The 22,457-nt window shown below is 76.4% G+C and carries 17 protein-coding genes; 11 read left to right on the forward strand and 6 right to left on the reverse strand.

Features of this window, described 5'->3' with window-relative positions; translation table 11 throughout:
- Window positions 1-51 precede the first annotated feature (51 nt).
- The 3 genes from ACIGG8_RS25080 to ACIGG8_RS25090 are packed head-to-tail and all read right to left on the reverse strand — an operon-like array spanning window position 52 to window position 2,805.
- Window positions 52-1,197: a bifunctional RNase H/acid phosphatase gene (locus tag ACIGG8_RS25080; protein ID WP_396550881.1), complete on the reverse strand. Its 1,146-nt coding sequence runs from the start codon at window positions 1,195-1,197 to the stop codon at window positions 52-54.
- A gap of 4 nt (window positions 1,198-1,201) precedes the next feature.
- On the reverse strand, window positions 1,202-1,945 hold the full coding sequence (locus tag ACIGG8_RS25085; RefSeq protein WP_350523272.1) for a C4-type zinc ribbon domain-containing protein: 744 nt from the start codon (window positions 1,943-1,945) through the stop codon (window positions 1,202-1,204).
- Between the two features lie 23 nt (window positions 1,946-1,968).
- Window positions 1,969-2,805: a Nif3-like dinuclear metal center hexameric protein gene (locus ACIGG8_RS25090; RefSeq protein ID WP_396550884.1), complete on the reverse strand. Its 837-nt coding sequence runs from the start codon at window positions 2,803-2,805 to the stop codon at window positions 1,969-1,971.
- Between the two features lie 607 nt (window positions 2,806-3,412).
- On the opposite strand from ACIGG8_RS25090, the gene lanL reads away from it, so the two are divergent.
- The 6 genes from lanL (at window position 3,413) to ACIGG8_RS25120 (ending at window position 13,177) form a co-directional block, all read left to right on the forward strand.
- Window positions 3,413-6,511, forward strand: a complete 3,099-nt coding sequence (gene lanL, locus ACIGG8_RS25095; protein ID WP_396550885.1) for a class IV lanthionine synthetase LanL — start codon at window positions 3,413-3,415, stop codon at window positions 6,509-6,511.
- The gene (locus ACIGG8_RS25100; RefSeq protein WP_396550887.1) at window positions 6,508-8,502 is read left to right on the forward strand and encodes an alpha/beta hydrolase family protein; all 1,995 of its coding nucleotides are present in this window, start codon (window positions 6,508-6,510) and stop codon (window positions 8,500-8,502) included. Before lanL ends, ACIGG8_RS25100 begins: the two co-directional genes overlap by 4 nt.
- Before the next feature lie 141 nt (window positions 8,503-8,643).
- Window positions 8,644-8,787 carry a VenA family class IV lanthipeptide gene (locus tag ACIGG8_RS25105; protein WP_158835523.1) on the forward strand — a complete coding sequence of 48 codons (144 nt, stop codon included), beginning with the start codon at window positions 8,644-8,646 and terminating at the stop codon, window positions 8,785-8,787.
- A 220-nt stretch (window positions 8,788-9,007) separates the two neighbouring features.
- A complete protein-coding gene (locus ACIGG8_RS25110) occupies window positions 9,008-10,666 on the forward strand; it encodes an ATP-binding cassette domain-containing protein (protein ID WP_396550888.1) in 1,659 nt (552 codons plus the stop codon).
- Window positions 10,667-11,036: 370 nt separating this feature from the next.
- Entirely contained in the window at window positions 11,037-12,836 is a 1,800-nt protein-coding gene (locus tag ACIGG8_RS25115; RefSeq protein WP_396550890.1) for an ATP-binding cassette domain-containing protein, read from the forward strand.
- A 167-nt stretch (window positions 12,837-13,003) separates the two neighbouring features.
- A complete protein-coding gene (locus ACIGG8_RS25120) occupies window positions 13,004-13,177 on the forward strand; it encodes a hypothetical protein (protein ID WP_350523266.1) in 174 nt (57 codons plus the stop codon).
- A gap of 140 nt (window positions 13,178-13,317) precedes the next feature.
- Here ACIGG8_RS25120 and ACIGG8_RS25125 read toward each other — a convergent pair whose 3' ends face one another.
- Window positions 13,318-14,400 (reverse strand): alcohol dehydrogenase catalytic domain-containing protein, encoded by a 1,083-nt coding sequence (locus ACIGG8_RS25125; protein ID WP_396550892.1) that lies wholly within the window; start codon window positions 14,398-14,400, stop codon window positions 13,318-13,320.
- A gap of 153 nt (window positions 14,401-14,553) precedes the next feature.
- On the opposite strand from ACIGG8_RS25125, the gene ACIGG8_RS25130 reads away from it, so the two are divergent.
- The 5 genes from ACIGG8_RS25130 (at window position 14,554) to ACIGG8_RS25150 (ending at window position 20,395) form a co-directional block, all read left to right on the forward strand.
- A complete protein-coding gene (locus ACIGG8_RS25130) occupies window positions 14,554-16,014 on the forward strand; it encodes a M48 family metalloprotease (protein ID WP_396550893.1) in 1,461 nt (486 codons plus the stop codon).
- Window positions 16,015-16,141: 127 nt separating this feature from the next.
- A complete protein-coding gene (locus ACIGG8_RS25135) occupies window positions 16,142-16,795 on the forward strand; it encodes a class I SAM-dependent methyltransferase (RefSeq protein WP_396550894.1) in 654 nt (217 codons plus the stop codon).
- A 203-nt stretch (window positions 16,796-16,998) separates the two neighbouring features.
- Window positions 16,999-18,234, forward strand: a complete 1,236-nt coding sequence (locus tag ACIGG8_RS25140; RefSeq protein WP_396550895.1) for a hypothetical protein — start codon at window positions 16,999-17,001, stop codon at window positions 18,232-18,234.
- A gap of 7 nt (window positions 18,235-18,241) precedes the next feature.
- Window positions 18,242-19,276, forward strand: coding sequence for an N-acetylmuramoyl-L-alanine amidase (locus ACIGG8_RS25145; protein WP_396550897.1), 1,035 nt, complete (start codon window positions 18,242-18,244; stop codon window positions 19,274-19,276).
- Window positions 19,277-19,492: 216 nt separating this feature from the next.
- Window positions 19,493-20,395: a hypothetical protein gene (locus ACIGG8_RS25150; RefSeq protein WP_396550898.1), complete on the forward strand. Its 903-nt coding sequence runs from the start codon at window positions 19,493-19,495 to the stop codon at window positions 20,393-20,395.
- A gap of 166 nt (window positions 20,396-20,561) precedes the next feature.
- Here ACIGG8_RS25150 and ACIGG8_RS25155 read toward each other — a convergent pair whose 3' ends face one another.
- Both ACIGG8_RS25155 and ACIGG8_RS25160 read right to left on the reverse strand, forming a co-directional pair.
- Window positions 20,562-21,623 (reverse strand): prenyltransferase, encoded by a 1,062-nt coding sequence (locus ACIGG8_RS25155; protein ID WP_396550899.1) that lies wholly within the window; start codon window positions 21,621-21,623, stop codon window positions 20,562-20,564.
- The gene (locus ACIGG8_RS25160; RefSeq protein WP_396550900.1) at window positions 21,620-22,363 is read right to left on the reverse strand and encodes a class I SAM-dependent methyltransferase; all 744 of its coding nucleotides are present in this window, start codon (window positions 22,361-22,363) and stop codon (window positions 21,620-21,622) included. Before ACIGG8_RS25160 ends, ACIGG8_RS25155 begins: the two co-directional genes overlap by 4 nt.
- Window positions 22,364-22,457: the final 94 nt, after the last annotated feature.

Here is a 22,457-nt window from a genome sequence, read left to right on the forward strand (position 1 = left end):
GTCCCGGGAGGCGGGACCGTCCCGGGGCGCGGGACCGTCCCGGGAGGCGGGTCAGCGCAGGTGCGAGGTGTCGTTGAGCAGCCGCAGCGAGGCGTTGCCGTCCGAGTAGTACTGGACGGCGCAGATCGAGGCGGCGCTCAGCTCCATCCGGTACATCGAGTCCGGCGGGGCGCCGAGTGCCAGCCGGACCAGCGTCTTGATCGGGCTGACGTGCGAGACCACCAGCACGGTCTTCCCCGCGTACCGGGCGATGATCTTGTCCCGGGCGACGCCGGCCCGGTGGGTGAGGGTGGTGAAGCTCTCGGCGCTGCCGGTCGGCTTGGCCTTGGCCGAGCCCAGCCAGGCCGAGAGGTCCTCCGGGTGGCGCTGCTGCACCTCCGCGAACGTCAGGCCCTCCCAGTCGCCGAAGTCGACCTCGCGCAGCCCGTCCTCGTACCGGACCTCCAGGCCCAGCCGGGCGGCGACGGTCTCGGCGGTCTGCCGGGTGCGGCGCATCGGGGAGGCCACCACCGCCTGGATGCTGCCGCGCGCGGCGAGGGCCTCGGCGGCCCGCTCGGCCTGCCAGCGGCCCTTGTCGGAGAGCTCCGGGTCACTGCCGCCGCTGCCGGAGAAACGCTTCTCCGGGGTGAGCGGGGTCTCGCCGTGGCGCAGCAGGACGAAGGTGGTCGGGGTGCCGAGGTCGGCGGGGGCGGCCCAGCCGGCCTTCGGGGCGGCGGTCTCCAGCGGCGGCTCGTCGGCGGCCGCGGCGACGGCCGGGGCCTTCGGCCTGGGCTCCCACTGGCGCCCGGCCTTGCCCGCGTCCATCGCCTCGTTGGCCAGCCGGTCGGCGTCCTTGTTCCGCTCGCGCGGGATCCAGGTGTACGCGACGCGGCCGCGCGGGAAGACCGTCCGGGCCTCGGCGGCGAGCGGCTGCATGTCGGGGTGCTTGATCTTCCAGCGCCCGGACATCTGCTCGACGACGAGCTTGGAGTCCATCCGGACGTCCACCGAGGCGTCCGGGTCGAGCTCGCGGGCCGCCTTGAGGCCGGCGATCAGACCCCGGTACTCGGCCACGTTGTTGGTGGCGTGGCCGATGAACTCGGCGGCCTCCGCGACGATCTGCCCGGTGTCCCCGTCCCGGACCACCGCGCCGTAGCCGGCCGGCCCCGGGTTGCCCCGGGACCCGCCGTCCGCCTCGACGATGAAGCGCGCCGCCACCGGCTCAGACGCCCGAGTCCGCGGTGCGGACCAGGATCCGCGAGCAGTTCTCGCAGCGGACCACCTTGTCGGCCGGCTCGGCCTTGATGGCGTTCACCTCGGTGATCGAGAACTCGGTGCGGCAGCCCTCGCAGCGGCGCTGGTAGAGCCGGGCCGCGCCGACGCCGCCCTGGGTCTCACGCAGCTTGGTGTAGACCTTCAGCAGGTCGGCCGGGATGACCGCGGCGACCGTCTCGCGGTCCCGCTTGACCTTGTCGGCCTCGCCGTCGATCTCGGCGAAGGCGGCGTCGCGGCGGCCCTCGGCCTCGTTGAGGACGACGGTGGAGTGCTCCAGGCGGGCGGACAGCTCCTCGACCCGGCTCTTGGCGCTCTCCTGGCGCTCCATGATCTCCAGCACGACGTCCTCCAGGTCGCCCTGGCGCTTGGCGAGCGAGCCGATCTCGTGCTGGAGGTTCTCCAGGTCCCTCGGCGAGGTGATCGCGCCGGAGTCCAGGCGCTGCTGGTTGCGGGCGGCACGGGCGCGGACCTGCTCGACGTCCTGCTCGGCCTTGGTCAGCTCGCGGGCGGTGTCGCCCTTCTGGGCCTCGGCGGCGACGACGAGGTCCTTGAGGGCGGTGTGGTCGGCGGTCGCCTTGTCGATCTCGGCGTGCTCGGGCAGCGTCCGGCGCCGGTGGGCCAGCTGGTCGAGCTTCGAGTCGATGGCCTGGAGGTCGAGCAGGCGGATCTGGTCGGCGGGCGCGGCGTTCAAGCGGGGAGCTCCTGTGAATCGGGTCAGGCGGTGAAGGACATGGGGGCGTGCGCGGTCCACGGGTCGGTGACCCGGTGGGAGACCTTGGTCTCCACGGTCCAGCCGTGCTTGTCGGCGGCGGACTGCAGGGCGCGCTCGGCCAGGCCGAGCCAGGGCCACTCGGTGGCCCAGTGGGCGGCGTCGACCAGCGCGACGGGCGCCGCCTCGGCGGCCTCGGAGGCCGGGTGGTGGCGCAGGTCGGCGGTCACGTAGGCGTCGACGCCGGCCGCCCGCACCTCGGCGAGGAAGCCGTCGCCCGAGCCGCCGCACACCGCGACCCGGCTGATCAGCCGGGTCGGGTCACCCGCGACGCGGACGCCGGCGGCGGTGGCGGGCAGGCCCTCGGCGACCCGCGCGGCGAACGCGGACAGCTGCAGCGGCGGCTCCAGCAGGCCGATCCGGCCGGAGCCCCGGCGGCCCAGCGGGTCGGTCGGGTCCGGCACCAGCGGACCGGTCACTCGCAGGCCCACCGCCTCGGCGAGCGCGTCCGAGACGCCGGGGGCCGCGTGGTCGGCGTTGGTGTGCGCGACGTGCAGGGCGATGCCGTTGGTGATCAGCGTGTGCACCACCCGGCCCTTGAAGGTGGTGGCGGCGACGCTGGTGGTGCCGCGCAGGTAGAGGGGGTGGTGGGTGACCACGAGGTCGGCGCCCCACTCCACGGCCTCGTCGACGACCGCCTGGACGGGGTCGACGGCGAACAGCACGCGGCTGACCTCGGCCTGAGGGTCTCCGCAGACCAGGCCGACGGCGTCCCAGGACTCCGCCCACTGCGGCGGGTAGACCTCTTCGAGCGCGGTGATGACGTCGGACAGTTTCGGCACCTGTCGAGACTACCGTGCGCGCGGGGGCGATCGGGCCTCGGCCGTTCGGGTGCCGGGGCGGCAACAGGGCGGTCGCGGGGTGCCCCGGCGGCGGACGCGGGTGTCGGCGCGGGTGTCGGCGCAGGTGTCGGCGCAGGTGCCGGTGCGGGTGCCGGCGGGGCTCGGCCGGGCGCGGTGGGGAGGCCGCGCGGGTGTCGGCGCCGGATCGGCGCGGTGTTCGAACGGCTCGCGGAGGGCTTCGGACGCGGGTGCCGTCGGCGCACGGATGCGCGTCAACCTGCGACGGGGGGCGCCCGGACAGCCCCGCGCGGGCCGTGCGCACCCGCACGCCCGGCGCCCGCTGCACACACCAGGGCTCTCGTACGAATTCGAAACCGCCCCTGGATCACCCTTACGAGTGAAGTGACCGGCTGTGCGTTGAGCCGCCGGTTTTCTCGAAACTAACTTCAGTCCTGCGAACGGGAGTTGCCCCAGTCGCCCCGGCGGGCCGGCGGGGCGGCGGGGCGGCGGGGCGGGCACCCCGCCGGTGCGGGCCCCCTGGCCCCGCCGAGGCGTCGTCCTCACCGCCCCTGGAGGGGCAGCAACCGACGAAGGGATGTGGTGGCGAATGAGCGCGGGCACATCGCTGCGTGCTGCTGGGGGCCGGGGACCGGCGCGCCGCGAACCGGATGCAGGCGGTTCGTGGCCCGAGACGACGCGGGCGGCGCTGGCCGGCGCCGGAGGCCGGGGAGGCGACGGCGACTGGGACGTCACCGTCGGCGGCTTCTGGTGCACGGCCAGGCCGTCCGCGTCCTCTCCCCTGCCCGAGCAGGGGTGGAAGCTCCATGTCAGCGCGGCGTCGATGGCCGGCGAGGAGGTGCTCACGGCGGTCGTCCGGATACTCGCCGCGGACCCGTGCAGCTTCAAGTTCGCCGCCGCGCAGGAACGACTGAGCGAACTCAACTCCCGCAACAGCGACCGCGGTTCGGCGGGCAAGTTCATCACCGTCTACCCGGCGGACGACGCGCAGTTCCAGCGGCTGGCGGCCGAGCTCGACCGGGCCACCGCCGGACTGCCGGGGCCGGTGGTGCTCTCCGACCGGCCGTACCGGCCCGGGAGCCGGGTGCACTACCGGTACGGCGCGTTCGCGCTGCCGGCGGAGCTCGGCAACGACGGGGAGTACCGGTCGGTGCTGCGCGGGCCCGGTGGGGAGCGGGCCGAGGACGTGCGCGGCGGGTCGTACCGGGCGCCGGGCTGGGTACGGGACCCACTGCGCAGCGAGGCGGCGGCGCAGTCCCAAGCGGCCGCGCACTCCGAAGCTTCGGCGCGGTCCGAAGCGACTCCGCGGCCCGAGCCGGCGCCGCGCTCCGAAGCCGCCGGGCGCGGGAAGCGGAGGGGCGGCGTGCTGCTGGCCGGACGGTACGCGGTGACCGCCGCCGTGCGGCACGGCGCCAAGGGCGGGGTGTTCCTCGGACGGGAGGCGTCCAGCGGCGCCGAGGTCGTGGTCAAGCAGGCCCGGGCGCACATCGAGGTCGACCGCGCGGGCACCGACGCCCGCGACGCGCTGCGGCACGAGGCCGCGCTGCTCGACCGCCTGACCGGGCAGGGCCTGGCGCCGCGCGCCGTCGAACTGATCGAACAGGACGACTCCGTCTTCCTGGTGCAGGAACGAATCGCCGGAGAGCCGCTGAGCAGCTGGGTCGCCGCCCGGCTGCGCCGCGACGGCAGCCCCGACGTCGACTGGGCCGAGGCCGGACCGGTCGCGCACGCCCTCCTCGACCTGGTCGAGCGGGTGCACGCCCAGGGCCTGGTGCTGCGCGACCTCTCCCCCGGCAACGTCATGGTCCGCCCGGACGGCACCCTGCGCCTGGTCGACCTCGAACTCGCCGCCGAGGCCGGCCGGACCGCCGGATCGGCCGGCACCCCCGGCTACCGCGCCCCCGAGCACGGACCCGGCCGCCTGGCCCCCGCCGGCAGCTGCGTCGCCGACCCGGCCGTCGACCTGTACGCCCTCGGCGGCCTGCTCTTCCTGCTGGCCACCGGCCACGACCCGCTCCTGCCGGAGGACCTCCCGCAGGCCCGCCCGGTCGCCGAACGCCTCGGCCGCTGGCTCGTCCTCGCCGCGCGAACGGGAACCACCGCGCGCCGCCTGGCACCGGCCGTCCTCGGGCTGCGGGCCGACGATCCGGAGCAGCGGTGGGCGATCGCCCGGGTGCGGGAGGCACTGCGCGAGGGCGCGGCGGCGCAGGACGCCGACGCCGGCCGCGCCGCGCGGCCCGCCCTGGTCACGCCCCTGTGGCACGCGCCCGCCCGACCGGGCACCGGCCCGGCACGCGGCGACGCCGCCCGCCGCGACCACCTCCTGGGCGACGGTCCGCCGGGTGACCGCCTCCTGGGTGACCGCCTCCTCGGCGACGGCCTGCGGCACATCGCCGCGACCGCCACCCCGGAGCGACGGGACCGACTGTGGCCGGTGGTGCCCGCCGGCGAGCGGACCGATCCGTGCAACGTCCAGCACGGCGCCGCCGGGGTGCTGGCCGTCCTGGCACGGGCGGTCGCGGCCGACGGGCTGCCGGAGGCCGTCCGGACGGACGCCGCACGGACGGCCCGGACCGCGGCCGACTGGATCGAACGGCGCGTCGCCGCCGAGCCGGTGGTGCTGCCCGGGCTGCACTTCGGGCGCTCCGGGACGGCCTGGGCGCTGCTGGACGCCGCCCGGGTGCTGGGCGACGCCGCACTCGCCGACCGCGCCGCCGGGCTCGCCCACCGGATCGCGGTCGAATGGCCCAACCCCGACATCTGCCACGGCGCGGCCGGCGCCGGATTCACCCGACTGCGCTTCGCCGCGGACGACTTCGGCGCTGCCGCCGTCGATGCGCCCGGCGCCCACGCCCCCGGCCCGGACACCGCCGGCTTCCTCGACCGGGCCGCCCGCGGCGCCCACGCACTGCTCGCCGCCGCCCGCCGCGAACCGTACGGGACGGTCTGGCCGGTACCGGCGGACTTCGACTCGGCGCTCGCCGGGATCACCCACCTCGGCTTCGCCCACGGCGTGGCGGGCGTCGGCGCCTTCCTGCTGGCCACCGCCGGGGCCACCGGCGACGACGCCCTGCTCGCCGGCGCCGCCGACGCCGGGCGCACGCTCGCCGCCACCGTCCGCTGGGGAGCGGGCCCGGACGGCGAGGACGGGCGGAGCGGCGGACGGGCTGCTGCCGACCGCGGGACCGCCTGGTGGCCGCAGAGCGCCGGCGACCCGGCGCACATCCGGCTCGCCCACTGGTGCAGCGGCTCCTCCGGCGCGGGCAGCTTCCTGCTGCGGCTCTGGCGCGCCACCGGCGACACCGAGGCGCTCGACCTGGCCCGCGCCGCCGGCCGCGCCGTACTCGCCGCCCGCTGGCACAGCGGGGCGAGCGCCTGCCACGGGCTGGCCGGCGACGGCGAGTACCTGCTGGACCTCGCCGAGGCCACCGGCGAGGCCGAGTTCCGCACCGGTGCCGAGCAGGTGGCCACCCTCCTGGCCACCCGGGCAGCCCTGCGCGACGGCCTCCTGGTCCTCCCGGACGAGACCGGCACCGGCTGCGCCCCCGCCTACGGAACCGGCACGGCAGGCCCGTTGGCCTTCCTGCTGCGACTGCGCCACGGTGGCCCCCGGCTCTGGCTGGACCCGGCCCCGCCCGGACTCCCACCCGGACTCCCGCCCGGTGGAAGCGGGGTGAGCGGAGCATGAACGTGGCCACCCGGACCGTGACCCAGGCGCTGCGCCGGCTGAGCTACGCCTTCGCCGCCGACGGCAGCCACGCCGCCTGCCTGGCCGCGTCCGCCGACAGCGGTTGGTACGTGGAGAGCTGGCGGCTGCCACAGGACGGCACACCGGGCGCGCCGCTACCGCTGCCACTGTCCGGCAACCGCTCGGAGAGCCTGCGCTCCCAGCTGGTCGCCCTGCCGGACGGCTCGGTGCTGGTCTGCCGACACGACGGCGACCGACACGACCTGGTCCGCCTCCACTACGGCGAAACCACCACCGTGGAACAGCCGTTGGCCTCCCTCCGGATGGCCGGACTGCGCCTGCTGCCACTCCCCGTGCCACCCGAGGGCCTCGGCCCCCGGGCCCCGGTGGCGGTCGCCCTCGGCACCGACACCCGCCCGGCGACCACCGCCTGGCTGGTGCGGGCGGACGGCAGCGCGCCCGAACCGGTGGCCCAGATCCCGGGGTTGCACGGCGGCGGCACCTGGCTGGACCGCACCGGTGCGCTGCTCGCCCTGGACCGGGTGAACGCGGGCCTGGTCCGCAGCGTGGTCCTCGACCTGCGCAGCGGCACCACCACCCCGCTGCTGGAGATCGGCGAGCGCAGCAACGACCGCCTGGTGCTGTTCGACCCGGACAGCCGGTTCGCGATGGTGCGCAGCGACGCCCCCGGCACCGACCGGCTCGGCTGGGGCGTCCTCGGCGGCGGCGAGCCGCTGCGGTTCCCCGAGTGCCTGCACGTCGCCGGCATGTTCCTGCGGCCGGTCGCCCTTCACCAGGCGGCGGACGGCCCCCGGGTCGCGGTGCAGATCGACCACGGCGCCGGGTCCGCGCTCGCCCTGTGGCGGCCGGCCACGGGGCGGCTGGACCAGGTGCCGGTGCCGCCCGGGCGGCTCGGCGCGGTCGGGCACTGGGACGCGGCGGGGTTGCGGCTGCCGTACTCCTCGCCCGACCACCCGACGGCCCTGGCCACCCTGGACGTGGACGCGCTGCTGGCGCACGGCCCGGTGCCGAACGGCACCGGCCCGATGCCGCTGCCGCTGCAACTCGCGCCGCTGGCCTCGGGATTGCCCGGTCCGTGGCGGGACACCACACTGCCCTGGCAGCCCGGCGAGGTGCGCACCGTCCGGACCCCGCCGCCCGGCTGGCGACTGGACGGCAGCACCCCGCCCGGCGAGGGCGGCCGCTGGCAGCCCGCGCAGAGCCTCGAACTGGCGGGCCCGGCCGGCCCGTTGGAGGCCGTGGTGTACGGCGGCGACGCCTGGCTGAGCAGCCCGCACCTGGTGCTGGCGCTGCACGGCGGCCCGGCCGACGCCTGGCGGCTGGAGTTCGACCCGGCGCTGCAGCGGATGGCCGCCGAGGGGCTGGCGGTGGTCGCCCCCAACCAGCGCGGCTCCACGGGCTACGGCGTGGCGCACGCGCTGGCCATCCGGGGCGCCTGGGGCGGGCCCGACCTGGAGGACGTGCTGTACCTGCTGGACGGCATCGCCGGCCAGCGGGCGGCACTCGGCCTGGAGCCGCCCGCCCTGTTCGGGGTCAGCTACGGCGCGTTCCTGGCGCTGCTGGCGGCCGCGCACGCACCGGCGGACCAGGTCGCCCGCTGCGCGGTGGTCGCCCCGTTCCTGTCCGGCGCCCGACTGCTGGCCGAAGCGGCGCCCCCCGTACGGGCGTTGACCACCCGGCTGGGCGGCGGCGAACCGATCGCCGACGCCCGCGGCCCGCGCGACGTGCTGCAGCTCGCACACCGGCTGAGCGCACCGCTGCTGGTGGTGCACGGCAACCGGGACGAGGTCGTCCCGGTCAGCCAATCCCGTTCGCTGCGGCACGAGTTGCTGCGGATCGGCCGGATCGAGGGCGAGGACTTCCGGTACGTCGAGGCGGCCGGCTCGGGGCACGAGGTGCTCGCCGAGGAGGGCGCCGCCGTGCTGCACGAGCTGCTGGCCGCGTTCCTGCGGACCGGCCGGCCGGGCTGAGCCGCCCCGCACCCCACAGACTCCCGGGCCGTCGAGGCCCGGGGCACACCCCCGGCACGGTGGATGGAGGCCGTCCGGGGGCGATACCCGACGCCCGCGTGCAGATCGCGGCGGGCGTGACCTCAAGGGGAGGAAACGAACATGGAGAACACGGTGGACTTCGAGACCGACCTCGCGGCTCTGCAGGACCTGCCGGAGACCGAGTCCGTCGAGCTGACCGGCCACGGCAACGGCTGCCAGTACACCTGTCTCATCCTGACCTGCCTGCTGTTCACGGTCAGCTGACCCGGCGGCTCGGCCGACCCTGATCGGGCGGTAGTCACCGGGTGCCGCTCCTGCCTGTCCGGACAGGCGGGGGCGGCACCCGCCCTCTTCCGGCCGGCCTCGTGCCTGCTTCCGGCGGGCTTGCGGCCCGCCTCGCGCCGGCTTGCCGCCGTTCCGCCGCTCCGTTTCCGACGCTCCGTTTCCGACACGCCGTCTCCGACTCTCCGACGGGAGCCCCCGGTTGCCCCGCCGCCCCACCGGCTGGACCCTCGCCCTCGGCCTCGCCCTGCCGACCGGGGCCGCCAGCACGCTCGCGCTCCCCGCCGTACTCGCCGGCGCCGTCGACGCCGCCCTCGGCCGCCGCTCCGGACCCGGTGCCCTCCTGCTGCTCGCCCTCGTCCTGGGCACGGCCGCCGCCGCTGACGCGACCGCCGCGGCGGCCGGACCGGCCTGCTCCGCCGAGGCCACCGCCGCCCTGCGCGGCCGCCTCGTCCGCCACCTGCTCGCCCTCGGGCCCGGCGGCCGGCTGCACGGCGGACCACCGCCCGGCGACCTCGCCGCCCGCCTGCTGGGCTCGGCCGGCACCGCGGGCGGACGCCTGCCCGCCGTCCTCGGCGCCGCCACCGCGCTGCTCACCTCGGTCGGCGCGATCGTCGGACTCGGGGTGCTGTCACCGTGGCTGGCGCTCGCCTTCTTCGCGGGCGTGGTGCCCGGCGTGGTGCTGATCCGGCTCTTCCTGCGGCAGGCCGGGCCGGCGTTCGCCCGCTACCAGGAAGTCCAGGCCGTCCTCGCCGCCCGACTGAGCGACGCCCTCACCGGGCTGCGCAGCATCCACGCCGCGGGCGCCCAACAGCGCGAGGCCACAAGGGTGTTGGCGCCGCTTCCGGAGCTCTCGGCGGCCGGGCACGCGCTCTGGGCGGCCCAGCGACGCACCGCCTGGCAGGCGACCCTGCTGATCGCCCTGGTCGAGGTCTCGGTGCTCACCACCGCCGGCGCCCTGCTCGCCGACGGCGCCCTCGCCCCCGGCGCGCTCGCCGCGGCGGCCGGCTGGGCGGCACTCGGCGCGGGACTGTTCGAGCAGGTCGAGGCGCTGGTCGGGGTCGCCCACGCGCGCGCCGGGCAGGCCCGGGTCGACGAGCTGCTGGCGCTCGCGCCCGCCCCCTGCGGTGCGGGCGCGCTCCCGGCGGGCGGCCCCGGGCAGGTCGAACTGCGGGGCGTGGTGGTGCGCGACGGCGACCGGGTGCTGCTCGGGCCGCTCGACCTCACCGTCCCCGGCGGCCGCACGGTTGCCCTGGTCGGGCGCTCCGGCTCCGGCAAGTCGCTGCTGGCCGCGCTCCCCGGACGACTGCGCGACCCCGACGAGGGCACCGTCCTGATCGACGGCGTCCCGGTCGGCACCCTCGCGCCGACCGAACTGCGGCACGCGGTCGGCTACGCCTTCGCCCGGCCCGCGCTGGTCGGCCGCACCGTGCGCGACGCGCTGGCCGGCGCCGGCGCGACCGAGGCGGGGGCCGCCCGGGCGGACGGCTTCCTGCGGCGGCTGCCGTTCGGCTGGGACACCCCGCTCGACGAACTCCAGCTCTCCGGAGGCGAGTTGCAGCGCCTCGGGCTCGCCCGGCTGCTGGCCCGGCCCGCCCGGGTGGTCGTCCTGGACGACGCGACCTCGGGCCTCGACCTCGCCACCGAGTACGAGGTCACCGAAGCCCTCGACCGCGCCACCCGCGGCCGCACCCGGCTGGTGGTCACCCACCGAGCCGCCGTCGCCGCCCGTGCCGACCTCGTCGCCTGGCTCGACGCCGGCCGCCTCCGCGCCCTGGCCCCGCACACCACCCTGCTCACCCACCCCGACTACCGCGCCACCCTCGCCGACACCGCCCTGCGGGCCGCTGCCGCCGGGTGACGGCCCGCGTGGGAAGTCGGCGGGTCCGGCTTCCCACGTCGGATCGCCGTTCCCGCTCCGCGTTCGCGCCCGCCGGGCCGTCCCTCTCACAGAAAGCCGGTTCAGCCGACCAGCCATGCAGCCCACCTCGCTCCCCTCCACAGGAAGTCGGCGACATCGACTTTCCACGCCGCGGGGCCCCGCCACCGCGCCGCACCGGCACCGCCGCGCGCACCGCCGTCCGTCCGGACGCACGGACAGCCCGGCACCGAAGGCGCCCGCCCGCGCCCGCGCCGGAAGTCGGCGGGGCCGACGTTCCACGCCCGACGCCCCGCCCGGTTGGGGGCTGCTGTTCCGGCAACTGGCGGCCACCCGCGGGCCGCTGGTGCGGATGCTCGCGTGGTCCGGGGTGGAGGCCCTGCCGCCGCTGGTGTCCGGCCTGTTCGTCTCGGCCGCCGTCGACCAGGGGTTCCTGGCCGGACGCCCCGGCGTCGGGCTCGCCTGGTCGGGCGGGTTCGGCGCCGCCATGGCCGTCCGGGCGTTCGCGACGCGGGCCGGGTTCCCGCACCTCGCCGCCGTGGTGGAGCCGCTGCGGGACGCCCTGGTCGAGCGGGTGGTCCGCCGGGCGCTCGCGCGCCCGACCGCGGATCCGGCCGACATCGCCCGGCTCACCGAACAGGTCGAATCCGCGCGGCAGTTGACCGCCACCCTGCTCCGCACCCTGCGCGGCGTCGGGGTCACCCTGGTCGCCGCACTGATCGGACTGACGCTGCTCGCGCCCGCCGTACTGCCGCTGGTCCTGCTGCCGCTGGCCGTCTCCGGGCTGCTCTTCGTCCGGCTGCTGCGCCCGATGGTGGCGCGGAGGCGGGCGGTGGTGCTGGCCGAGGAACGGCTCGCCGCCGAGGCCGGACGCGCGCTGCACGGGCTGCGCGACGTCCAGGCCACCGGCACCGGCGACCAGGTCGCCCGGGCACTGCTCGGAGCGGCCGACGCGAGCGCCGCCGCCTCCCGGGCACTCGGCCGGGCATCGGCACTGCGCGCGCTCGTCGTGGCGGTCGGCGGGCGGCTGCCGGTCCTCGCCGTCCTCGCGGCGGCCCCCTGGCTGCTCGCGCACCGGGCCCTCACCCCGGGCGAACTGCTCGGCGTCGCCACCTACGTGGTCCAGCAACTCGACCCGGCAGTCCGGACCCTCGCCGGTACGGTCGGCGGCTGGCTGCTCGACCTGGCCGTGGTCCTCGACCGCCTGGCCACGACGACGACCGCCGACCGGCCCCACGACGCCGCCCGCGCCACCGCCACCGCACACCCCCTCGCGCCCGACCCCCGGGATGACACCGGCGTCCGGTACACCGACGTCCGGTACACCGGCGTCCGGTGCTCCGCCACCACCTCCGACCTGGCCCCGGGCGCAGCACCCACCACCGCCACCGGGCGTCCCCACCGGCCCGGGCCCGCGGGCAGTGCCCCCGACATCCGGCTGGCCGGCGTCCGCTTCGGGCACGGCGAGGGTGCGGTGCCGGTGCTGGACGGGATCGACGTCGCCGTCCGGGCCGGCGAGCACGTGGCGGTGGTCGGTCCCAGCGGGGCGGGCAAGTCGACGCTGGCGGCGCTGCTGGCCGGGGTGGTGGTGCCGACGGCCGGGTGGGTGGCGGTCGGCGGGGTGCGGCCGGAGCCGGGCGGGCCGGTGGCGCTGGTCCCGCAGGAGGCGTACGTGTTCCCGGGCTCGGTGCGGGAGAACCTGGCCTGGCTCGCTCCGGACGTCACCGACGACCGGCTGGCCGCGGCCGTGGCGCTGCTGGGCGCGGAGGGGCTGGTGGCGCGCCTCGGCGGGCCGGGCGCCGCGCTACTCGATCCGAGTGAACTCTCCGCAGGTGAGCGCCAGTTGCTGGCGCTGGTGCGGGCGTACCTGTCACCCGCCCCGGTCGTCGTGCTGGACGAGGCGACCTGCCACCTGGACCCGGTCGCGGAGGAGCGGATCGAGCGGGCCTTCGCCGCCCGCCCCGGAACGCTGGTGGTCGTCGCACACCGCATCAGTTCCGCGGTGCGGGCGGACCGGGTGCTGCTGCTGGACGGCGGGCGCGGCCTGCTGGCCCGGCACGGCGATCTTCAGGTGCTGTCCCGGCTCTACCGCGAGCTGGTCGGTCACTGGCTCGGTTCGGCGCCCCGGACCAGCCCGGGGCTCGCGTCATGATCTCGATAGGATCTCGTCCGTTCCGGCCGTTATGGTGGCCCGGGCACGGGCCGCGATCACCGGCTACGGGCGCGTACCGAGCGCCCGATCGGGGCCCCGACCGTGCGCCAGCGGCGCCGGCCGGGCGCCGATGACCTGCACCCTCCGCACGGAAAAGACGATTTCTCATGTCCGACACCCTCACCGACACCACCGGACCCGCGGCCAACGGGACCGACGCCGACGAGAAGACGGCCGAGGACACCGCCGCGCACGGCCGCCACCGCGGCCGTTCCGCCGCAGACGACACCCCGGAGTCCGACCCGCACGGCCGCCACCGCGCGGCGGCGGCACAGGGCTGATCCACCCGCACCACGCGACAGGGCCCGCCGAGGGAGCAGCGCTCCCCCTGGCGGGCCCTCGCCCGTGCAGGCGCCGAGGCGCCGGATCCTCAGCGCATCAGGACGCATCAGGACGCATCAGGCCATCGGAACGCGGGGCGTCAGTCCATCGTCACGACGGTCCGCAGGGCCTCACCGCTGCGCATCTGCGCGATCGCGTCGTTGACGTCCGCCAGGCCGACCCGGTGGGTGATCATGCCGTCGAGGTCGATCCGCCCGGCCCGCCAGAGGTCCACGACCAGCGCGATGGTGCGCCCGACGGTCGCGCCGCCGTACAGCGAGGGCAGCAGGCGCTTCTCGTTGAAGAACAGCTCGCCCATGGTGAACTGCGCCAGGTCGTCCTGGGCGCCCGCGCCGATGACGACCACCGCGCCGCCCCGCCGGGCGGCGTCGTAGCCGGCCCGGACGGTGGCCGCGCGACCGACCGCCTCGAAGACGTAGTCGAAGCCGCCGCCGGGCAGCTTCTTCGCCACCGCCTTCAGGTCCTCGGGGGCGATCGCCTCGGTCGCGCCGAAGGCGAGGGCGCGCTCACGGCGGGAGGCGACCGGGTCGACGACGGTGATCCGGCCGGCGCCGCAGACCCGGGCACCCTGCACGGTGGCGACGCCGACGCCGCCCGCCCCGATGACCGCGACGGACGCCCCGGGCTCGACCTCGGCGGTGTTCACCGCCGCGCCTATGCCCGTGGTCACCCCGCAGCCGATCAGCGCGGCAGCCTCGTACGGGAGGTCGGCAGGAACCTTGATGAGGGCGTTGGCGGAGACCACGACCTCGTCGGCGAAGGCGCCCGTGCCGTAGAAGCCGGAGGCGATGACGCCGCCCTCCTCGATGCGGAAGCCCGGGGCGCCGAGCCGGCGCAGGCTGGCGACGCAGAGGTGGCCGCGGTCCCGCACGCAGTGGTCGCAACTGCCGCAGGGGGCCATCCAGCAGAGCACCACGCGGTCGCCGACGCGCAGCCCGGTCACGCCCTCGCCGACCTCGACGACGTCACCCGCGCCCTCGTGCCCGGGGACGAACGGCGCGGGCTGCGGCAGGACCCCGCTCATCGCGGAGAGGTCGGAGTGGCAGAGGCTGGCGGCGCGCATCCGGACCCGGACACTGCCTCTTCTGAAGCCGACCGCGGTCACGTCCTCGCGGACGTCGAGGGTGTCCTGGCCGGTCTTGTGCAGGACGGCTGCGCGCATGGTGCTGCTCCCTGTATGCATCGGATGACACGGAGTGGATCCTCGGACGGGGCGATTGTGGCATGACCTCCGCAACATCAGGAGGACGGGTTCCACAACAACGGTGCGGCAGAACTGTGGAAATTCGCTGCCCGTCCACCACGGGACCACGTCATGATCACCAACGTGCCGAATCCCACCCGCATACCGTCCGACCGAACCGGCCACGGCGCACCGTGCCCCCGGTGCGATGCCGAGCTGACCTCCGACCCGCGCTTCACCGCCTGGTGCCCGGGCTGTGACTGGAACCTGGTCCCCGGTGAGGACGCCGCCCCGGAACCCACCCGGCGCGAGCGGGCCGCCGCCGCCCGCTCCGACCGGCTGTTCGAGGACCAGCTCGAAGGCAGGCCGTCCCCCACCGCGCGGCGCGACTGGCTGCTGGCCTCCGTCGCGGCCGGTCTGATCCACCTCGTCACCCTCACCCTGTGCTGCCTGGGGATCTGGCTGGTCGTCGCCGGCACCACCGTGCAGCGCTGCGCGGGTGCGGTCGTCCTGGTGATCGTCCTCGCCCTGCGGCCGCGGCTGGGCCGGGTGCCGCGCGGCGAGGACGTCCTCGACCGCACGCGGGCGCCCGCGCTGTTCGGGCTGGCGGACCGGGTGGCCGCCGAGGTCGGCGCCGCCCCGGCGGACGTCATCGTGGTCGACGACGACTTCAACGCCTCGTACGGCCTGGTCGGGCTCCGGCGCAGGGCCGTCCTGACCGTCGGCCTGCCGCTGTGGGAGACGCTGGACGACCGGCAGCGGGTCGCCCTGCTCGGGCACGAGTTCGGCCACCGCGTCAACGGCGACCACCGGCGCTCGCTCTGGCTGCACAGCGCCGTCTCGACGCTCGCGGTCTGGTACGACCTGGCGCGGGGCGGCCGGAACGGCGGCTGGGGGTCCGCGGTCGAGGTCGGTGAGTCGGACGGGCCGCGCTACGACGGCACTCCGCTGCTGGTCAAGCTCGGGGCGATCCTCGGCGCGGCCGTGCTGCGGGCCGTCGCCTGGCTGATGTACCAGGGCCTGTTGCTGTTCGACCGGCTCACCTCCCGGGCCGGTCAGCAGGCCGAGTACGGCGCGGACGCCCTCGCCGCCCGGGTCGGCGGCAGCGAGGCGGCGCACGGCATGCTGACGGCGCTCCTGCTCAGCCGTTCGGCGGGCACCGCGGTGAGCCGGATCCGCGCCGAGGAGCGCAGGCGGCCCCGGACGGTCCGCCGCGGCCGGGGCGGGACCGCCGAACGGCCCGGGCAACCCCCGGAGCAGCCCGGGCAGTCCGCACGGACCTCGGAGCAGCCCGGGCAGCGGAGCCCGGCCGTCCCGGAGCCGCCCCGCGGTCCCGAGGCGCTCTGGGAGCGGATGCGCGAGCACCTCGCCTCCGTCCCCGCGACGGAGCACGAGCGTCTGCTCCGGCTGAGCGCGCGCGACCGCGCCGCGGTGGACTCCTCCCATCCGCCCACCCACCTGCGGATCGCCGTGGTCCGGCAGGCCGGCGCCCGGCCCGCCGCCGTCAGCGTCTCCGCCGCCGAGGGCGCGGCGATCGCCGCCGAGCTCGCCCCGCACCGCGCGCGGATCGCGGCCGAGCTGCTCGCGGGCTGAGCCGGTCCGGGGCCGGGCCGTCGCCCCCGGACCGGCCCCGGAGCGGACGGCCCGCCGAAGCCACCGGCGCTACCGTCGAGTAAGGTCCCAGCACGCCCGTCCCCTGATCCGACCCGAGGAGCACCGCATGTCCGACCTGCTGCAGAGCGCCCGCCCGGCGCCCGAGGTGCTGGCGGCGTTCGAGGCGGCCACCGGGTTCATGCCGGTGGACGAGGGGCTCGCGCTGTACGCGGCGGCGGTGGCCGCGGCCCGCGACACCGGCCTGCCCGTGCTGGAGATCGGCACCTACTGCGGACGCTCGGCGATCCTGCTGGCGGCCGCGGCCCGCGAGACGGGGACGCTCGCGCTGACCGTGGACCACCACCGCGGCTCGGAGGAGCAGCAGCCCGGCTGGGAGTACCACGACCCGACCCTGGTCGACCCGGAGGTCGGCCTGATGGACACCCTGCCCCGGTTCCGCCGCACCCTGCACGCCGCCGGGCTGGAGGAGCACGTGGTGGCACTGGTCGGCCGCTCGCCGCGGATCGCCGCGCTCTGGGGGCGCCCGCTGGGCCTGGTGTTCATCGACGGCGGGCACACCGACGAGCACGCGACCGGCGACTACGAGGGCTGGGTGCCGCACCTCGCGCCGGAGGGCCTGCTGGTGGTGCACGACGTCTTCCCGGACCCCGCGGACGGCGGCCAGGCCCCGTACCGGGTGTACCTGCGGGCGCTCGCCGAGGGCTTCGAGGAGGTCTCGGTGACCGGCTCGCTGCGCGTCCTGCGCCGCTCCGCCCGCTGACCCCGCGGGCCCTCCCCCGCTGACCCCGCGGGCCCTCCCCCGCCGCCCCGCCGGGCCCCGCCGCCGCAGATCCCCCGAGCCGCCCCACGGCCCCGCGCCGATGCTCTAACGTCGTGCCGGGGCTGTCGGGCGGGGGTTCGAACGGTACGGTGGCCGCGCAGCACCAGGCAGAGCATCGGCGGACGGTGGGGGCCAGCAGCGACATGACGGACCAGCAGAACACCGCTCCGGCGGTCTGGGACCCGACCGCGCGCGGCGGCGCCGGCGGCTGGGTGCGCGGCCCGCAGCTCCCGGCCGGTGCCGAACCCGCTCCCGGAGCCCCGCAGGCCCCCGTCGGCCCGCAGTCCCCGGCCGCCCCGCAGGCCCCCGTCGACCCGCGCCTCGACCGGGTCGTCCCGCCCGCCGGGCCCGGCTCGGACGAGGACCACGGCCCGCCGCTGGGCGCCCGCCCGTACCTGGCGACCGCGCCCGGCTTCGACCCGCCGACCGCCCCGATCCCCCGCGCCGCCGCCCCGCAGCCGCCCGCCGCTCCCCCGGCTGCCTCGCCCTTCCCCGCCCACGCGACCGCGCAGCACCAGCCGCCGCCGGGCTACGGCTACCCCGGGCCCCCGGCCGCCCCGCCGCAGCCCCCGTACGGCGCCCAGCCCGGCCACCCGGCCGGCCCTCCGCCCGACTATCCGACCGCCTACGCGTACGAGGACGAGCAGGGGGACCGCCCGACCAACCGCAAGGCCCCGCTGCTGATCGGCTTCGCGCTGCTCCTGGTGCTGGCGATCGGCGGCGGCCTGCTGTTCGCCGCCAGGGGCGACGACAAGACCGGCCAGGCGGCGCCGGCCCCGGCCTCCGCCCCCGCGACCGGTGGCGGCACTCCGCAGCCCGTCCCCGCGCCCGCCGGCACGGACACCGCGCCGAGCGGCGGCGCGAGCGCCCCGGCCTCGCCCACCGCCGCGCCGTCCCCGACCGCGACCGGCGCCGGGCCCAACGCCCAGTCCCAGGCGCAGGCGCTGGACGGCGTGCTCAGTGAGGGCGAGAACGCGAAGGCCCCGATCGGCAGCGCCGTCGCCAAGGTGAGCAGCTGCCCGTCGAAGGCCGACATCGCGAGCGCCGCCCAGACCTTCGACAACGGCGCCGCGCAGCGCACCGCGCTGCTGGCCAAGCTCGCCGGCCTGAGCCTCACGGACGTGCCGGGCGGGGCGGACGCGCTGAACTCGCTGAAGTCGGCGTGGCAGTTGTCCGCCGAGATAGACAAGGCGTACGCGGCCTGGGCGCGCACCGTCGCCGCCCAGGGCTGCTCCGGCCGGGCCCCGACGACCCAGGACAAGAAGCACGCGGACGAGCTCAACCCGCAGGCCACGCAGGCGAAGTCGGACTTCATGAACAAGTGGAACCCGATCGCGAAGAGCTACGGCCTGACCCCGCTCACCCAGGACAGGATCTGACCCACCCGTGACCGGCACAGCCCCCCGACCGCCCCGCCGTTCCACCCTGCTGCGCGTCACCACGGTGGTGGCCGCGGCCGTTCCGCTCTGCACGGCGGGGTGGTTCGGCTGGCAGGCCCTCGACCGTTCCGGCCCGGCGGGCGCAACGTCAGCCGCCTCCGCTCCCGCCGCCGCCCCGGACACGGCGCAGGCCGCAGGCGCGCCGTCGGACGCCGCCGACGGCACGGCGCCGCTCACCCCGCCCGTCGCACCGGCGCCGACCTCCGGTGCCCCGGCGGCCGAGGCGCCCACCGCGGCCCCGAGCCAGCTGCCGACCCCGGCCGTACCGGCCCCGACCGCACCGGCACAGAGCGCCGCCACTGCGGCCGGCAGCCTCGCCGGGAGGACGGTCCTCCTCGACCCCGGTCACAACCCCGGCAACGGCGCGCACTCCGCCGAGATCAACCGTCAGGTGGACATCGGCAACGCCCGCAAGGAGTGCGACACCACCGGGACCGAGACCAACGCCGGTTACACCGAGGCCGAGTACACCCTGGACGTCTCCCGCCGGGCCCGCGCCCTCCTGGCCGCCCGGGGCGCCACGGTGGTGCTGGTGCAGGACGGCGACCGCCCCTGGGGCCCGTGCATCGACGAGCGCGCCCGGGCCGGCGCCGACGCGCACGCCGACGTCGCGGTCTCGGTGCACGGGGACGGCGGCCCGGCGAGCGGCAGCGGGTTCCACGTGATCATGCCCGCGAAGGTGGTGGCCGGGAAGGCGGACAACTCCGCGATCGTCGAACCCTCGCACCGGCTCGGCCTGCTGCTGCGCGACCACTTCCACGCCGCGACCGGCGAGCCGTACGCGGACTACATCGCGAACCAGGGCCTGGACACCCGGTCCGACCTGGGCGGGCTCAACCTGTCCGGTGTCCCCAAGGTGTTCATCGAGTGCGGTAACATGCGCAACTCGACGGACGCGAAGCGGATGACGGACCCTCAGTGGCGCCAGCAGGCGGCCCAGGGGATCGCCGACGCGCTCACCGCGTTCCTGACGACTCAATAGAAGATCCGAAGGCCCAGTGGCGGAAGTTGAGCCGCGCAGCGCGGTGGACGGGGTTCCGTCCGGCCCGCGCGGTTTGCAACGACTTCGCCCCATTCCCGGTCCCGCCGTGCGCCGACAGGACGGTTGGGCCTAGGCTTCTGGTCCGTTCGGGAGTTTCGGCCGGTCAGCCCGACCGCACGAAGCACCGTCCACGACACGTCAACGAGGGGAACGTTAGTGAATCTGCGCGCTCTCACCAGGGGAGACGCCGCCGTCGCGGGCGCGGCCGTCCTGCTCTTCATCGCCTCCTTCCTGCCCTACTGGACCCTGGACTGCAGCGGCCGGTACTGCCCGCCCGACGCCTCGCAGAACGCGTGGAGCACCCAGCTGTTCCCCATCCTGCCCTCGATCTACCTGCTGGGCATCGCCGCTGCAGCGCTGATCCTGGCGCAGCGGTTCCAGGGTCAGAACGCGGCCAACCGCCAGGTGCTCGGTCTGCGCCTGGACCAGTGGGGCATCGCCTTCTCCGTCGCCGCGCTGTGGACCTCGATCTGGGCGCTGGGCGGCGGCGTGTCGGGCAACGGCGTCAGCCACGGCTTCGGCGCCTGGCTCGGCTTCATCTCGCTGATCGTGCTCGCCGGTGCGGCCGCGGCCGGCCCGCTGGTGCCCGCGCTGAAGGCCCCGCTGACCTCCGACCGCCCGGCCGTCCCCTACCAGGGCGGCTACCCGGTCCCCGGTCAGCCCGGCCACCCGGGTGCGCCCGGCCAGCCCGGCCAGCAGTACGGCTACCCGGCCCAGGGCCACGACCCGGCGTTCGGCACCCAGGGCGGCTACGGCTTCCCGGCCGCCGGCCAGCCGCAGCCCGGCCAGCCGCAGGACGCCGGCGTCCCGGCCCCGCAGCCGTCCCCGGTCGCGCAGCAGGCCGCCCCGGCTGCTGCGGACTTCCAGCCGTACTGGTTCGCCGTCCCGGCCCCGCGCCAGCTGGCTCCGAAGGACAACCCGGCCGGCGCCCCGATCGGCGAGGTCGTGCCCGGCACCTGGTACCTGGCCGTCGAGCAGCGCGGCACCGCGCTGGTCGCGCAGCTGGCGGACGGCACCCAGGGCGTGCTGACCGACACCACGGGCATCCAGCGGGGCTGACGTCCCGGACACACGGCGAAGGGGCGGGACCGGTTCTCCGGTCCCGCCCCTTCCTCGTACCCGCGCTTCGCCGTACCCGCGCTTCGCCGCACCCGCGCTTCCCGGTTCCCGCGCCCGGGCCGCACCCGTTCCGGACGGGCGGGCGCCCATCCGGACGGGCGGGCACTCAGCAGCAGTCCTGGACCACCAGCCCGGCGGGCAGCTGGTCCCCGCCGAAGACCGCGACCGTCGCCGGGTCCCCGCCGAGGGCGGCCACCGCGAGCAGCAGCGCTCCGGCCGTCCAGGTGGTGCGCTCCTCGGGCCAGATCGCGTCGTCCTCGAACACGTACCCGGTCCAGTACGAGCCGTCCTCGTGCCGCAGGTGCTTCTGGATCCAGCGCAGGATGTCCACCGCGCGGTCGGACTGCCCGATCGCCCAGAGCGCCAGGGCCAGCTCGGCGCTCTCGCCGCCGGTCACCCACGGGCGGTCGCTGACGCAGCGCACGCCGAGGCCGGGGACGACGAAGCGCTCCCAGTCCCGCTCGATCCGGGCCACCGCCGCGTCGCCGCGCAGACCGGTGCCGAGCACCGGGTAGTACCAGTCCATCGAGTAGCGGTCCTTGTCCAGGAACCGCTCGGGGTGGTGGGCGATGGCGTGCCGCAGCCGGCCGGCCGCGAGCTCCCAGTCGGGCTGCGGCTCCTCCAGGTAGTCGGCGACGGCCAGGCCGCAGCGCAGCGCGTGCAGGATGCTGGACGAGCCGGTGAGCAGCGCCTCCTCGGTGGCGGCGCCGTCCTCGGCGACCCGCCAGGCGATCGGGCCGCCGGGCAGCCGCAGCGAGACGATGAAGTCCAGGGCGCGCCGGACGACGGGCCAGATCCACTCCAGGAAGGCGTCGTCGCCGGTGCTGAGGTGGTGGTGCCAGACCCCGACCGCCACGTAGGCGCAGAAGTTGCTCTCCTTGGCCCGGTCGGTGACGACGCCGTCGGTGTAGGCGGCGTACCAGGAGCCGTCCGGGTTCTGGTTGGCCGCGAGCCAGCGGTAGGCGGCCTCGGCGGCGGCGTGCTCGCCGGCCGTGTCGAGGGCCATCGCGCCCTCGGTGTGGTCCCACGGGTCCAGGTGGTGGCCGGCGAACCAGGGTATGGCGCCGTCGGGGCGCTGCTCGGCGAGGATGCTGCGCACGGTGTCGGCGGCCTGCTCGGCGTCGAGCACGCCGTCGAGGAGCAGCACCTCGGGGACGGCGGCGGTCACGCCGCGCCGCCCGGGGCGCGGTTCGGCTTGGAGGCGTACGCGACGAAGCTCTTGCCGATGACCGGGTTGAGCGCCCGCTCGGCGGCCTTGGTGAGGGTGCTGATCACCGGGGTGCCGACGATGTCCCAGACCAGCAGCTGGTGGTAGGCCTTGACCGGCAGCGCCTTGTCGTTGTTCACGCCGACCGCGCACTTGATCCACCAGTACGGCGAGTGCAGCGCGTGCGCGTGGTGGGTGCCGTACGGTTCCAGGCCGGCGTCCTTGAGCTTGCCGAGCAGCTCGTCGCCCCGGTAGATCCGGATGTGGCCGCCCTCGACCTCGTGGTACTCGTCGGACAGAGCCCAGCAGATCTTCTCGGGCAGCCAGCGCGGCACGGTGACGGCGAGCAGGCCGCCCGGCTTGAGGACGCGGAACATCTCGTTGAGCACGCCCTTGTCGTCGGGGATGTGCTCCATCACCTCGGAGATGATGATCTTGTCGAAGTACTCGTCCTCGAACGGCAGGGCCAGCGCGTTGCCCTCCATCGCGACCGCCGACGCGCCCTCGGGGGCCTCGCCGGCCTGCTCCATCGCCGCGAACCACTTCTTGACCTCGGCGATCTCCTCGGTGTTCTGGTCGAGGGCGATCACGTTGGCGCCGCGGCGGTAGCACTCGAACGCGTGCCGGCCCCCGCCGCAGCCCAGGTCGAGCACCCGGTCGCCGGGGGCGAGCGGGAAGCGCGAGAAATCGACGGTCAGCACTGCAGGACTCCCATTCCTATTGCTACCAAGCGTCCTTGACGCTTCGTCACGCTTCGTCGGGCGGCGCGCGCCCCGGGGCGGCGCTCCGCGTCGG

This window comes from Kitasatospora sp. NPDC085464, assembly GCF_044541955.1.
Classification (GTDB): domain Bacteria; phylum Actinomycetota; class Actinomycetes; order Streptomycetales; family Streptomycetaceae; genus Kitasatospora.

What these genes read in the sequence shown, in the direction of transcription:
- lanL (WP_396550885.1), top strand. Translation starts at nt 3,413, where the DNA reads ATGAGCGCGGGCACATCGCTGCGTGCTGCTGGGGGCCGGGGACCGGCG.
- ACIGG8_RS25100 (WP_396550887.1), top strand. Translation starts at nt 6,508, where the DNA reads ATGAACGTGGCCACCCGGACCGTGACCCAGGCGCTGCGCCGGCTGAGC.
- ACIGG8_RS25105 (WP_158835523.1), top strand. Translation starts at nt 8,644, where the DNA reads ATGGAGAACACGGTGGACTTCGAGACCGACCTCGCGGCTCTGCAGGAC.
- ACIGG8_RS25115 (WP_396550890.1), top strand. Translation starts at nt 11,037, where the DNA reads ATGCTCGCGTGGTCCGGGGTGGAGGCCCTGCCGCCGCTGGTGTCCGGC.
- ACIGG8_RS25120 (WP_350523266.1), top strand. Translation starts at nt 13,004, where the DNA reads ATGTCCGACACCCTCACCGACACCACCGGACCCGCGGCCAACGGGACC.
- ACIGG8_RS25125 (WP_396550892.1), bottom strand. Translation starts at nt 14,400, where the DNA reads ATGCGCGCAGCCGTCCTGCACAAGACCGGCCAGGACACCCTCGACGTC.
- ACIGG8_RS25130 (WP_396550893.1), top strand. Translation starts at nt 14,554, where the DNA reads ATGATCACCAACGTGCCGAATCCCACCCGCATACCGTCCGACCGAACC.
- ACIGG8_RS25135 (WP_396550894.1), top strand. Translation starts at nt 16,142, where the DNA reads ATGTCCGACCTGCTGCAGAGCGCCCGCCCGGCGCCCGAGGTGCTGGCG.
- ACIGG8_RS25140 (WP_396550895.1), top strand. Translation starts at nt 16,999, where the DNA reads ATGACGGACCAGCAGAACACCGCTCCGGCGGTCTGGGACCCGACCGCG.